The organism is Amycolatopsis thermalba, assembly GCF_003385215.1.
Taxonomy (GTDB): domain Bacteria; phylum Actinomycetota; class Actinomycetes; order Mycobacteriales; family Pseudonocardiaceae; genus Amycolatopsis_E; species Amycolatopsis_E thermalba.
The window spans coordinates 109,677-122,798 of record NZ_PQHW01000001.1 but is presented as its reverse complement, the minus strand read 5'-3'; the positions used below and the strand labels follow the sequence as shown (position 1 = coordinate 122,798).

The following is a 13,122-nucleotide window of genomic DNA, read 5'->3' as shown; positions in this document are numbered from 1 at the left end:
GGCGCCCGGGCGGAACTGGCCGGTGCCGAGGATGAGTGACGCGCCCGCCGAGATCGCCGTCCTGGACGCTTCCGTTCTCGTGGACCTGCTGGCCGGCACCGGCTACGCGCCCGCCGCGAAGAAGCGGCTCGCGGGTACCGTTCTGCCCGCGCCGGCGCACCTGGATGCCGAGGTGCTCTCTTCGCTGAGCCGCCTGGAGCGTGTCGGGCAGCTGCCCGCGTCCGAGGTGGGCGCGGCGCTGGGTGCGCTGGCGACGATCTCCCTCACGCGGCATCCCGTCGTCGAACTCGCGGCCGGGGCCTGGGCGCGCCGTGCGGATCTGCGTCTCGCTGATGCGCTCTACGTCGAACTCGCCGGGCGGTTGCACGCCCGGGTTCTCGCCGCGGATCACCGCCTCGCCCGGGCGACCTCTCTCGCCGAAGGGATCAGCCGGTGGCCCCGGCCGGGCGTCGGACGGGTCACGTGCTGCGGGCCGGGTGTCGTGGTAGTTCGGTGTTGATCGCGGTGAGTAGTTCTCCGTCGTCGGCCAGGGTGGGGTCCATCGCGGGCAGGACGCGGTGCGCGGGTTTTTCCGCGCGCGCCAAGGGGATCAGCTCCGCGGCACGCGCGTCCCGCACCTCGTGGCCGCGCAGGTACGCAAGCCACGCGGCCAGGCCGGCGACCGCGCTGTGCGGCAGCCGTCCCCGCGCCCGCTCGCGGTGCAGCACGGGGAGGATCCGGACCGGGATCTTCTGCGAGCCGTCCGCGGCGATCTGGCTCAGCAGGTGCCGGATGCCGGGCGCGGCGAACCGCTCCCGCAGCCGGTGCCGGTAGCCGGCGATCCCGGCGGGGGACAGGTACGGGGCCGCGGTGTCCCACCACGACTCGACCAGCTCGCCGAGCACCGGATCGCCCGCGGCCTCGGCGACCGTGGCGTGCCCGCGGGCCAGCCCGGTGTAGGCCAGCAGCGAGTGCGCGCCGTTGAGCAACCACAGCTTGCGTTGCTGGTACACCTCGATGTCGTCGACGAACCGCGCCCCCGCCCGCTCCCACGCCGGGCGACCGCGGGGGAAGGTGCCGGCGATCTGCCACTCGGTGAACGGTTCGGTGACCACCGGCGCGAGGTCCCGCACCCCGCTGATCTCCGCGACCCGTCGCACGTCGCGTGCCGTGGTCGCCGGGGTGATGCGGTCGACGACCGTGCCGGCGATGGCGACCTCGTCTTCCACCCACGCGGCGAACCCGGGCTCGGCGCACACCTTGCGCAGCACCGAACGCAGCACGTCCCCGTTGCCGGCGAGGTTGTCGCACGGCACGAGCGTGATCGGGGCCCCGTTGGCGTGGAAGCGCGCCCGCAGCCCAGCCACCAGCCGGGACACCGCCGAGTCGGCACCCGGCTCGGGGACGGTGTAGGCGGCCTCGGTGACCGTGAGGGTGATCAGCGCGACCTCGGGGGAGGCCACGTCCGCCAGCCACTGCCGGGTGTCCGCCCCGGGGTGCGCGCGGGTGATCGAGCCGACCGGTTCCACCCGATCACCGGAGTCCTCGCGCACGAGCAGGGAGAACAGCCCGCCCTGCCGGGTGAGCAGCTCCGGCAGTTCGGTGCTGCGGAAGGTGTAGGCGGCGATGCCCCACGCGGGATCGGCGGCGGTGTACCAGGCCTGATGCGCCCGGTGGAACGCCCCGAGTCCCAAGTGGACAGCGCGGACGGGCGCCGGTTCCCCGGCGCGAGTCAGCGTCACAGCCGGAACGCCTTGCGGGGCTGGCGGTCGTTGAGGTCGCGCAGCACGTCGTGGGCGTCGTCCTCGCTGAGCACGTGCTCGGCGACCAGGCTCGCCAGGTGCGCGGCGTCGACCCGGCGCGCGGTGTCGTGCCGGGCCGGGATCGAGCAGAAACTGCGGGTGTCGTCGATGAACCCGGCGCTGCGGTGGAACCCGGCGGTTTCGGTGACGGCGTCCCGGAAGCGGCGCATGGCCCGCGGGGCGTCGAGGAACCACCAGGGCGCGCCGAGGTAGACCGTGGGGTAGAAACCGGCGAGCGGGGCGAGCTCCCGCGAGAACACCGTCTCGTCGAGCGTGAACACCACGGTCTGGAACACCGGATGGGTGCCGAACCGCTCCAGCATGGGCTTGAGCGCTCGCGTGAACTCGGCGCGCACCGGGATGTCGTGACCGGTGTCGGCGCCGTACCGGGCGAAGGTCGGCTCGTGGTGGTTGCGGTCGACGCCCGTGTGCAGCGCGAGCACCATCCCGTCCTCACTGGACATCCGGGCCATCTCACCGAGCAGGTGCCGCGACAACGTCCGGGCGTCCCCGGGCCCGGCCGTGCCGGCGCGCACCGCGTCGAACAACCGCGACGCCTGCGCCTCGGGCAGGAACTCCATGCTCGCGTCCGGGGCGCTGTGGTCGGTCGCGGTGGCGCCGTGTGCGCGGAAGAACTCCCGGCGCTGCTCCAGCGCGGCGATCGTGCCGCGGTAGCTGCCGGTGTCGATGCCGCTCGCCTCGGCGAGGCGGTCCAGCGCCGCCGGCCAGCCGGGGTTCGTGGCGTCGAGGTAACGGTCGGGCCGGAAGGTCGGCACCACCCGGCCCCGCCACGCCGGGTCGGCGGCGAGCGCGCGGTGGTGCCGCAGGTCGTCGGCGGGGTCGTCGGTCGTGGCGAGCACGGCGAGGTTGAACGACTCGTACAGCTCCCGGGGCCGGAAGCCGGGTTTGGCGAGCCGCTCGGACAGCTCGTCGAACAACGCGTCGGCGGTCGCCTCGGAGGGGTGCACCGTCACGCCGAGGACGTCGTGCAGCTCGGCCTCCAGCCACTGCCGGGACGCCGTGCCCAGGAAGAACCGCCAGTGGGCGCAGAAGGTGCGCCACACCTGACGAGGCGGGGCGGTACGCCCTTCCGGGTCGCGCAGGCCCAGGTCGCGCAGCGGGACGCCGTGTGCGTGCAGCAGCCTGGTCACGTAGTGGTCGGGGGTGACCAGCAGCTCGGCGGGGTTGCCGAACGGGGTGTCCTGCGCCAGCAGCGCGGGGTCGACGTGCCCGTGCGGGCTGATCAACGGCAGGTCGCGCACGCTCTCGTAGAGCCTGCGGGCTATCGACCGCTCGGCGGGGTCGCTGGGCAGGAGCCGGTCCGGATGGGGTGCGAGGGCGATCCCTGTCGAGCCACGGTGCATTCCCGCAGGCTCGCCGCCGGCGCCCGCCCCGTGCAACTAGTTGCCGCCAGTTGCCACGGGCGCGGGGCCGGTCGACCCGCGGACGACCAGGTGGGCGTCGAAGCGCTGCGTCACCTCGTGGCCGCCGCGCCCGGTGAGCTCGGCGCACAGGGCGTCCACGGCGGACCGGCCCAGCTTCGCGGCCGGGCCGGCGATCGTGGTCAGCGCGGGCACCGTGAGGCCGGCGCCGAAGATGTCGTCGCAGCCGATCAGGCTGATCTGCCCGGGCAGCCGGATCCCGGCCAGCTGCAGGCGTTGCAGGGTGCCGAGCGCGATCAGGTCGTTGTAGGCGATCGCCGCCGTCGCCCCGTCGAGGATCAGCGCGTCGGCCGCCTCGTGGCCGCCCTGCTGGTTGGGCGCGAACGGGCCGAGGAACCCGGCCCGGATGCCGAGCGCGCCGGCTTCTTCCCGGGCGGCGCGCCACCGCTGCCCGTTGACCCAGGAGCTGCGCGGCCCGGACAGGTAGGCGATGCGGCGGTGGCCGAGCGCGGCGAGGTGGCGCACCGCCTTGCGCATGCCGCCCGCGGTGTCCACGACCAGGCTCGGCAGGCCGTCGATCTCCCGGTTGACCACGACCAGCGCCCGGTGCTGGGCGAGCTGGCGCACCACGTCGTCGGACAGGCGGGAGGTCGCCAGGATCCCGCCGCTGGTGGCGGCGAGCAGCTGCCGGAGGTTGCGCGCCTCGACCTCGGGCGATTCGTCGCTGTCGGTCAGCGCGAGGGTGAAGTCCCGTTCGATCGCCCGCGCCTGCGCCGCCTTGATCAGCGGCGCGTAGTAGGGGTTGGCGATGTCGGTGACCACCAGCATCAGCGTGCGGCCGCGGCCCGGCGATCCGGCCCGGGCCAGCGGCCGCGGCTGGTAACCGATCGCGCGCGCGGCGGCCCGGACCCGCTCGCGGGTGGCCGCGTTGACCCGCGACGGATTGCTGAACGTCCGCGAGACGGTGGACGCGGCGACCCCGCAGTGCCGCGCCACGTCGTAGATGGTGACCCGTCCCTCGTCCACGCCCTGCCCTCCGGTGATCGTGGCAACAGCTGGCAACAAATTGTCATGCTACCGGCGGCCTCCTACCTTCGGGCGATACCTCTTGTTGCCCAGAAGGGAAGCAACGATGCTTCGACCGATCGTCAACACCTGGCGAGATCGCCGCACCCTCACCGGGCTCTGGCGCTTCGCCGTCGATCCCGGCGGAGTGGGCCGGGACCGGAAGTGGTGGCAGCAGCCGCTTCCCGGCAGCGTCGAGATGCCGGTTCCGGCCAGCTACAACGACGTGATCCCGGACCCGGCGATCCGCGAGCACGTCGGCGACGTGTGGTACCAGACCGACGTGCCGGTGCCCGCGGGCTGGGCGGGGGAGCGCGTCGTGCTGCGGTTCGACGCCGCGACCCACCGCGCGGTCGTGTGGGTGGACGACGAACGGGTCGCCGAGCACGAAGGCGGGTACACCCCGTTCGAGGCCGACGTGACCGCCCTCGTGCGGCCGGGGGAGACCAGCCGGGTCACCGTGGTCGTGGACAACCGGCTCAGCTGGGAGTCGATTCCGCCGGGGTACGTCGAGCAGACCGCGGAGGGGCCCCGGCAGCGGTACTACCACGACTTCTTCAACTACGCCGGGCTGCACCGGCCGGTGTGGCTGTACTCCACGCCGGTGACGCACGTCCGCGGCGTCACCGTCCGGACCGGACTGTCGGGCACCACCGGCACGGTGGACTACGACGTGATGATCGCCGGTGACGGCGAGGTGCAGACGCGCGTGGTCCTGCGTGACGCGTCGGGCACCGAGGTCGCGAGCGGCGTCGGGACGTCCGGCACGCTCACCGTGGCCGGCGCGCACCCCTGGCGTCCCGGCGAGGGCTATCTGTACACAATGGACGTCGAACTGTGGCAGGACGGTTCGCCCGCCGACCGCTACTCGCTCGACGTCGGCATCCGCACCGTCGCGGTCGAGGGCACCCGGTTCCTGATCAACGGGGAACCGTTCTACTTCACCGGGTTCGGCATGCACGAGGACCACGCGGTCCGCGGCAAGGGTCACGACGACGTGTCGATGGTCCACGACTTCGCGCTGCTGGACTGGATCGGCGCCAACTCGTTCCGGACCTCGCACTACCCCTACGCGGAGGAGATCCTCGACTACGCCGACCGCAAGGGCATCGTCGTCATCGACGAAACCGCCGCGGTGGGGCTCAACCTCGGCATCGGCGGCGGCATCCTGCAGGGTGCGCGGCAGCCGACGTTCTCCGCCGAGACGGTCTCCGACGCCGCGCGGCGCACGCACCTGCAGGCGATCCGCGAGCTGGTCGCCCGGGACAAGAACCACCCCAGCGTCGTGCTGTGGAGCATCGCCAACGAACCCGAATCGCACACCGAGGAGTCCCGGAAGTACTTCGAGCCGCTGTTCGCCGAGACGCGGCGGCTCGATCCCACCCGCCCGGTCGGCTTCGTGAACATGATGCTGTCGCCGTCGGACCAGTGCCTGGTCACCGACCTGGCCGACGTGGTGATGATCAACCGGTACTTCGGCTGGTACACCCAGACCGGCGACCTGGCCGCGGCCGAGCGCGAACTGGAAGCCGACCTGACCGCGTGGGCGGCCCGGCACCACAAGCCGATCCTCGTCACCGAGTACGGCGCGGACACCGTGGCGGGCCTGCACTCGGTCATCCCGCAGCCGTGGACCGAGGAGTACCAGGCCGAGCTGCTGGACATGTACCACCGGGTGTTCGACCGCGTGGACGCCGTCACCGGCGAGCACGTGTGGAACTTCGCCGACTTCGCGACCTCCGCCGGTGTCTTCCGGGTGGAGGGCAACAAGAAGGGCGTGTTCACGCGCGACCGCAAACCCAAGGCGGGCGCGTTCACCCTGCGGCGCCGCTGGAGGCGGCCGTGAAACTACGCATGAGACAGCTCTTCGGGTACGCCGCCGGCGACGCGGGCAACAACCTGGCGTTCTCGATGTCGTCGATGTTCCTGCTGCTGTACTACACCGACATCGCCGGGATCCCCGCCGCCGCGGCCGGCACGATCTTCCTCGTCGTGCGGATCTGGGACGGCTTCGCCGATCTCGCCGCGGGCAGGCTGGTCGACCGGACCAGCTCCCGCTTCGGGAAGTTCCGCCCCTGGCTGCTGTACGCCTCGGTGCCACTGCTCCTGCTGAGCGTGGCCACCTTCGCCGTACCGGACTGGCCGATGACGGCCAAGATCGTCTACGCGTACCTGACCTACGCGGCGATGGGCACGGCCTACAGCCTGGTCAACATCCCCTTCGGTTCGCTCGCGGCCGCGATGACGCAGGATCCGGTCGAACGCACCAAGCTCGCCAGCGCCCGCGGGATGGGGGCGGCGGCGACGATGCTGATGCTGACCTTCGTGGTTTCGCCGCAGATCAAGGACTCGCAGAACCTGCAGCGGTCGCTGCTGCTGACCACACTCGCCTTCGTGGTCGTCGGTGCCGGCCTGTACCTGTTCACGTTCGTCACGGCCAGGGAGACGGTGCCGCGGGCCGTGGCCAAGGTCGGCTTCAAGGACAGCATGCGCACGCTGCGGCGGAACAAGCCGCTGATGATGCTGTGCGTCAGCTCGTTGTTCTTCCTGACCGCCATGTTCTCGATCCAGACGATCGGCGTGTACTACGCCCGGGACGTGCTCGGCAACCCGAGTCTCTACATCGCCATCTCCGCCCCGCAGCTGGTCCTGATGTTCGTGCTGGCGCCGCTCGTGCCGAAGCTGGTGCGCCGCTTCGGCAAGGTACCCAGTTACGTCGCCGGTGGCGTGGTGATGGTCGTCGGCGCGCTCGGTGTGCTGTTCGCGCCGGCCTCGGTCCCGTTCGTGTCGCTGGGGTTCTTCGTGCTGATCGGCGCGGGCACCGGGCTGGTCAACACGCTCATGTGGTCGCTGGAGGCGGACACCGTGGACTACGGCGAGTGGAAGACCGGCGCCCGCACGGAGGGCACGACGTACGCGGTGTTCTCGTTCGTCCGCAAGATCGGCCAGGCGCTCGGCGGCGCCGCGGCCGCGTACACGATCGCCCTCGCCGGGTATGCCGGCGGCGCGCGGGTGCAGAGCGACGGGGCGCTGTGGGGCATCCGCGCGGCCGCGGGCCTGGTGCCTGCCGCCTGCACGGTGATCGCGGTCGTGATCATGATCGGCTACCCGCTGACGGAGAAGCGGCTCCGCGAGATCACCGCCGAGGTCGTGCGGCGCCGGAACCAGTTGGTCGAGTCATGAACGGAGAACCAGTGCGTATCGAGAGCGCCGAGGTCATCGTCACCAGCCCGGGGCGGAACTTCGTCACGCTGAAGATCACGACCGCGGACGGGGTGGTCGGCTGGGGCGACGCGACGCTGAACGGCCGGGAGCTGTCGGTCGCCAGCTACCTGCGCGACCACGTCGCACCCTTGCTGATCGGCCGGGACGCCCACCGCATCGAGGACACCTGGCAGTACCTCTACCGGGGCGGCTACTGGCGGCGCGGCCCGGTCACCATGGCCGCGATCGCCGCGGTCGACACCGCGTTGTGGGACATCAAGGCCAAGGTCGCGGGGATGCCGCTGTACCAGCTGCTCGGCGGCGCCAGCCGGGACCGCTGCCTGGTCTACGGGCACGCCAGCGGGCGCGGGATCCCCGAGCTGCACGACTCGATCCGGGAGCACCTCGAACTCGGGTTCCGCGCGATCCGGATCCAGACCGGCGTGCCCGGCCTCGACTCGGTGTACGGCGTGGCGAGCAGTTCGGCCGCGTCGGTGGGCGGCTCCGGCCGGTACGACTACGAACCGGCGCGCCGTGCCGCCCTGCCCGCGGAGGAGTCCTGGGACACGCGCGCGTACCTGCGGCACGTGCCTTCGGTGTTCGAGGCGGTCCGCAACGAGTTCGGCCCCGAGCTGATCCTGCTGCACGACGCGCACCACCGGCTCACGCCCGTCCAGGCGGCGCGGCTCGGCAAGTCGCTGGAGCCCTACGACCTGTTCTGGCTGGAGGACGTGACGCCGGCCGAGAACCCCGAGGCGCTGCGCCTGGTCCGCGAGCACACCACGACCCCGCTGGCGATCGGCGAGGTGTTCAACACCGTGTGGGACTACCAGACGCTGATCCGGGAGCAGCTCATCGACTACGTCCGCTCGCCCGTCACGCACGCCGGAGGCGTCACGGGGGTGCGCCGGATCATCGACTACGCCGCGATGTACCAGGTGAAGTCCGGGATGCACGGCCCGACCGACGTGTCACCGGTGGGCCTCGCGGCGGGTGTCCACCTGGGACTGGCGGTGCACAACTTCGGGATCCAGGAGTACATGCTGCACAGCCCGGAGACGATGGCGGTGTTCGGCCCGACGTTCACCTTCGCCGACGGCGGGCTGCGCCCGGGCGAGGAGCCCGGGCTCGGCATCCACTTCGACGAGGACCTGGCGGCGAAGTACCCCTACGAGCCGGCGTACCTGCCCACGAACCGTCTCGGCGACGGCACCGTGCACGACTGGTGACCCCGGGCCGGTCCCGGCGCAGGACGAGCCGGCCGGAGTAGCGGCCGCGGCGGCCGGCCCGGCCGGCCGCCGCGACGTGGTGCGGTGGCCGGCCGGGGCGGCGGGTTCGGGGATTGCCGCCCGCCGCGCTCGCCGGGTTCGCGCGGCGTGATCGCATGGCGCCCGTCCACCACGGGCCGTCCGCTGGCGGCCCGCGGCCGTCGTCAGCGGCGCACCCGCGAGCGCAGGCCGTCGAGCAGGAGTTCGATACCCTGCTCGAAGTCGCCGGGGCCGCCGGGGTCCCGGTCGATCGCTCCGGCGCTGGCGGCCTGGAGCGCGGCCTGTTCCTCCGCCGTGTGCCCGAAGACGAGGTGCAGCAACGCGCGGGTGCCCACCTCGACGAGGTCGCCGTCCAGGCCGCCGTCCCGCAGCGCCTCCCGCAGCTGCGTCGCCGGTTCGCTGGCGCCCAGGCCGAAGGTGTGCGCCGTGGCGACCACTTCGGCGCCGTCCCGGTAGGCCAGCATCGCGTCGCGCAGTTCGGCGCAGATCTCCACCACCCGCCGGTCCCACTCGGCCGCCCGGCGCTCGCGCCGGCCGCGGTCGAGGATCTCGTCGGCGATCGCGGCCAGCAGCGTCTGCTTGTTCGGCACGTGGTGGTAGAGCGCGCTCGGCTGCAGGCCGAGTTCGGCGGCCAGCCGGCGCATGGTGAGCGATTCCAAGCCGTACTCGTCGAGGACCTCGATCGCGCGCTCGACGACATCGCGCCGGTGGTAGCGCACGCCGACTCCTCCCGTTGACCCGTTCGCGGCGCCCAGTGTACCGTCGGCGCCGCAACCGAACACCGTTCAGGTTGTAATAGAACGGTCACGCAGAGTCAGGAGAAGTGATGGGCTCCAGGTTCGAGCAGCTCGCCGACGCGGTCCTCGCCGGGGTTCCCGCCGGGCCCGGTGACGCGCTCGCCGTGCTGGCTGCCGACGACGCCGATGTGATGTCCGTCGTCGCCGCCGCGGGCAGGCTGCGCCGCGCGCATTTCGGCAACACCGTCAAGGTGAACTACCTGGTGAACCTGAAGTCCGGCCTGTGCCCGGAGAACTGCAACTACTGTTCCCAGGCGCTCGGCTCCGCCGCGCCCATCCTCAAGTACTCCTGGCTGTCCAAAGAGGAGACGCTCAAGCAGGCCGGCGCGGGGATCGCCGGTGGCGCCGCCCGGGTGTGCCTGGTCTCCTCCGGGCGCGGACCGTCCAACCGGGACATCGACCGCGTCACCGAGATGGTCGGCGCCCTCAAGGAGGAACACCCGGACGTCGAGGTGTGCGCCTGTCTCGGCCTGCTCTCCGACGGGCAGGCCGAGCGTCTCGCCGAGGCCGGGGTGGACGCCTACAACCACAACATCAACACCGCCGAGAGCAACCACCACACCATCGTCCAAACCCACACCTACGCCGACCGGGTGGACACCGTGACGAAGGCGAAGCACGGCGGGCTGTCCCCGTGTTCGGGCCTCATCGCCGGGCTGGGGGAGACCGACGAGCAGCTGGTCGAGGCGCTGTTCGCGCTCAGGGAGCTGAACGCCGACTCGATCCCGGTCAACTTCCTGATGCCCTTCGACGGCACCCCGCTGGCGGACACCTGGGAGCTGTCCCCGCTGCGGTGCCTGAAGATCCTGGCGATGGCCCGGTTCGTGTGCCCGGACAAGGAGATCCGCATCGCCGGTGGCCGCGAGATGCACCTGCGTTCGCTGCAACCGCTCGCGCTGCACGTCGCCAATTCGCTCTTCCTCGGCGACTACCTCACCTCCGAGGGACAGGCGGCTCAGGCCGACTTGGAGATGATCCGGGACAACGGGTTCGTCGTGCTGGGCTCAGAAGAGGACCGGGCCCGGACCGAACCGGTGGACCCGCCGATCCGCCGCCGCGGCGCCGGCACCGGCCTCGTCCCCAACGCCTGATGTCACCCGAGGACCTGCTCGCCTTCGACCGCGAGCACCTGTGGCACCCGTACACTTCGATGACCGACCCGGCTCCGGCGCGGCTGGTCACCGGCGCGTCCGGCAGCCGGATCACCCTCGACGGCGCCGGGGACGTGGTCGACGGGATGGCGTCGTGGTGGTCGGCGATCCACGGCTACCGGCACCCGGCGCTCGACGAGGCGGCGCGCCGGCAGCTGGCGACGATGTCGCACGTGATGTTCGGCGGCCTCACCCACGAGCCCGCCGTCGAGCTGGCCGAGCGGCTGATCGGCCTGGCCCCCGCCGGGCTGGAGCACGTGTTCCTCGCCGATTCCGGGTCGGTGAGCGTCGAGGTGGCGATGAAGATGGCGCTGCAGTACCAGCGCGGCACCGGCCACCCGGAGCGGACCCGGTTCCTCACCGTCCGCGGCGGCTACCACGGCGACACCTTCGACTGCATGAGCGTGTGCGACCCCGACGGCGGGATGCACGCGATGTGGTCGGGTGTCCTGCCGGAGCAGGTGTTCGGGGACCGCCCACCCCGGAGCGAGGCGGACGTCGCCGCCTGGGCCGCGGGTTTCCGCGCGCTCGCCGCCGAGCAAGCGGTGCGGCTGGCCGGGCTGATCGTGGAACCGCTGCTGCAGGGCGCCGGCGGCATGCACCCCTACCCGGCGAGCTGCCTGCCCGTCTTCCGGGAGGTGGCCGACGAGCACGGGCTGGTGCTGATCTTCGACGAGATCGCCACCGGGTTCGGCCGCACCGGCACCCTCTTCGCCGCCGACGCCGCCGGGGTGGCGCCGGACGTGATGTGCGTGGGCAAGGCCCTCACCGGCGGCTACCTGTCCCTGGCCGCGACCCTGTGCACCAGCGAGGTCGCGGATGGACTGTCCGCCAGCGAGTCGGGTGTGCTCATGCACGGGCCCACCTTCATGGGCAACCCGCTGGCCTGCGCGATCGCGTCGGCCGGCCTGGACCTGCTGTCCACCGGGGACTGGCGGGGCGACGTGCGCCGGATCAACACGGGTTTGCAGGCGCTGCACGGGATCGAGGCCGCCGACGTGCGCGTGCTCGGCGCGGTCGGCGTGGTCCAGCTCGATCACCCGGTCGACGTGGACAAGGCGACCGAGGCGGCGCTGGCCGAGGGTGTGTGGCTGCGCCCGTTCCGCGACCTGATCTACACCATGCCGCCCTACGTGTGCACCGACGACGACATCGCCGCGATCTGCCGCGGCATCGCGGCCGCGGCGGCGGTCGCATGAGCTGGGCGGAGTGGTTCGCCGGGCAGCGCGCCGCGCGCGAGGCCGCCGGCCTGCACCGCGTGCTGCGCCCGCGGGCGGCCGGGGACGAGGCGATCGACCTGGCGAACAACGACTACCTGGGACTGAGCGGCCACCCGGACGTCCGCCGCGCGGCGGCCGAGGCCGCCCTGGTCTGGGGCGCCGGCGCCGGCGCGTCCCGGCTGGTGACCGGCACGACCACCCTGCACGCCGAGCTGGAGCGCGAGCTGGCCGGGTTCACCGGCCGCGCGGCGGCGCTGGTGTTCTCGACCGGCTACCACGCCAACCTGTCGGTGGTGACCGCGCTGGCGGACCGGGACACGGTGATCGTCTCGGACGCCCACGTGCACGCCTCCCTGATCGACGCCGCGCGCCTGTCCCGGGCCGTCATCCGGGTGGTCCCGCACAACGACGTCACCGCCGTGCGGGACGCGCTCGCCGCGGCCGGGGGCAGGCGGGCGCTCGTGCTGACCGAGTCGATCTTCTCGGTCCTCGGCGACGCCGCACCGCTGGCCGAGCTCGCCGAGACCTGCGCCGCCCACGGCGCGCTGCTCGTCGTCGACGAGGCCCACGGGCTCGGCGTGGTTGGTGACGGTGGCCGCGGCCTGCTGCACGGCCTCGGCCTGCACGACCACCCGCACGTGGTGATGACCGCGACGCTGTCCAAATCGCTGGGCGCCATGGGCGGGGCGGTGCTCGGCTCCGCCGCGCTGATCGACCACCTCGTCAACCGGGCGCGCCCGTTCATCTTCGACACCGGTCTGGCGCCGGCCCCCGCCGCCGGAGCCCTGCCGGCGCTGCGCGTGCTGCGCGGGCAGCCCGGCCTGCCGTCCCGGATCCACGAGCGCGGCGCCGCACTGGCCGACCGGCTGGGCGTGCCGCGCTCGGCGGGCGCGGTGCTGTCGGTGCCGATGCCCTCCCCGCGGATCGCGCTCGCCGCCCAGGCCCGCGCCCTCGCGACGGGAGTGCGGGTGGGCTGCTTCCGGCCGCCGTCCGTGCCGGACGGCGTCTCCCGGCTGCGCATCACGACCCACGCCGGCCTGGACGAGATGAGCTGGGAGCGTGCGGTCGGCATCGTGGCCGCGGTCGCCGCCGAGCACCGGCAACTCGTGTGACCAGAGTTAAATCAATCGCTTGACTTAGCACGCCGGGCCCGGTTAGCTGGTCACCGAGGCGAGGGCCCGGCGGAGGACGCCGGTGTCCGTTGTGGACGGCCGGTCCCCGGCTGGACCCCGCCGCCGGAAACGCCCTGGACTG

At 72.6% G+C, this 13,122-nt stretch carries 11 protein-coding genes; 7 read left to right on the top strand and 4 right to left on the bottom strand.

Going from position 1 to position 13,122, the window contains the following annotated elements; translation table 11 throughout:
* Positions 1-31: 31 nt before the first annotated feature.
* Positions 32-499 carry a type II toxin-antitoxin system VapC family toxin gene (locus D0D15_RS00585; protein WP_094002854.1) on the top strand — a complete coding sequence of 156 codons (468 nt, stop codon included), beginning with the start codon at positions 32-34 and terminating at the stop codon, positions 497-499.
* On the opposite strand, the gene D0D15_RS00580 is transcribed toward D0D15_RS00585, so the two are convergent.
* From D0D15_RS00580 to D0D15_RS00570, 3 genes are read right to left on the bottom strand one after another with little or no spacing between them, the layout of a single operon-like run.
* A complete protein-coding gene (locus D0D15_RS00580; RefSeq protein WP_198958081.1) occupies positions 459-1,673 on the bottom strand; it encodes a mannitol dehydrogenase family protein in 1,215 nt (404 codons plus the stop codon). The two genes, D0D15_RS00585 and D0D15_RS00580, sit on opposite strands and share 41 nt — an antisense overlap.
* 44 nt (positions 1,674-1,717) lie before the next feature.
* Entirely contained in the window at positions 1,718-3,145 is a 1,428-nt protein-coding gene (gene uxaC / locus D0D15_RS00575; protein WP_094002733.1) for a glucuronate isomerase, read from the bottom strand.
* A gap of 36 nt (positions 3,146-3,181) precedes the next feature.
* Complete coding sequence (locus D0D15_RS00570) at positions 3,182-4,228, bottom strand: LacI family DNA-binding transcriptional regulator (RefSeq protein ID WP_233156985.1); 1,047 nt, start codon at positions 4,226-4,228, stop codon at positions 3,182-3,184.
* 67 nt (positions 4,229-4,295) lie between these two features.
* On the opposite strand from D0D15_RS00570, the gene uidA reads away from it, so the two are divergent.
* From uidA to manD, 3 genes are read left to right on the top strand one after another with little or no spacing between them, the layout of a single operon-like run.
* Complete coding sequence (uidA, locus tag D0D15_RS00565) at positions 4,296-6,074, top strand: beta-glucuronidase (protein ID WP_094002735.1); 1,779 nt, start codon at positions 4,296-4,298, stop codon at positions 6,072-6,074.
* Positions 6,075-6,082: 8 nt separating this feature from the next.
* Positions 6,083-7,411: a glucuronide transporter gene (gene uidB, locus D0D15_RS00560; protein WP_094002736.1), complete on the top strand. Its 1,329-nt coding sequence runs from the start codon at positions 6,083-6,085 to the stop codon at positions 7,409-7,411.
* A gap of 11 nt (positions 7,412-7,422) precedes the next feature.
* The gene (gene manD / locus D0D15_RS00555) at positions 7,423-8,661 is read left to right on the top strand and encodes a D-mannonate dehydratase ManD (protein WP_094002737.1); all 1,239 of its coding nucleotides are present in this window, start codon (positions 7,423-7,425) and stop codon (positions 8,659-8,661) included.
* A gap of 203 nt (positions 8,662-8,864) precedes the next feature.
* On the opposite strand, the gene D0D15_RS00550 is transcribed toward manD, so the two are convergent.
* The gene (locus D0D15_RS00550) at positions 8,865-9,419 is read right to left on the bottom strand and encodes a TetR family transcriptional regulator (RefSeq protein WP_094002738.1); all 555 of its coding nucleotides are present in this window, start codon (positions 9,417-9,419) and stop codon (positions 8,865-8,867) included.
* Between the two features lie 107 nt (positions 9,420-9,526).
* On the opposite strand from D0D15_RS00550, the gene bioB reads away from it, so the two are divergent.
* Genes bioB through D0D15_RS00535 form a run of 3 tightly spaced genes read left to right on the top strand, consistent with a single transcriptional unit; the run spans position 9,527 to position 12,980 of the window.
* Complete coding sequence (bioB, locus tag D0D15_RS00545; RefSeq protein ID WP_094002739.1) at positions 9,527-10,588, top strand: biotin synthase BioB; 1,062 nt, start codon at positions 9,527-9,529, stop codon at positions 10,586-10,588.
* On the top strand, positions 10,588-11,847 hold the full coding sequence (locus D0D15_RS00540) for an adenosylmethionine--8-amino-7-oxononanoate transaminase (protein ID WP_115944137.1): 1,260 nt from the start codon (positions 10,588-10,590) through the stop codon (positions 11,845-11,847). The genes bioB and D0D15_RS00540 overlap by 1 nt, the downstream gene beginning before the upstream one ends.
* Complete coding sequence (locus tag D0D15_RS00535; protein WP_115944136.1) at positions 11,844-12,980, top strand: 8-amino-7-oxononanoate synthase; 1,137 nt, start codon at positions 11,844-11,846, stop codon at positions 12,978-12,980. The genes D0D15_RS00540 and D0D15_RS00535 overlap by 4 nt, the downstream gene beginning before the upstream one ends.
* The last annotated feature ends 142 nt before the right edge of the window (positions 12,981-13,122 follow it).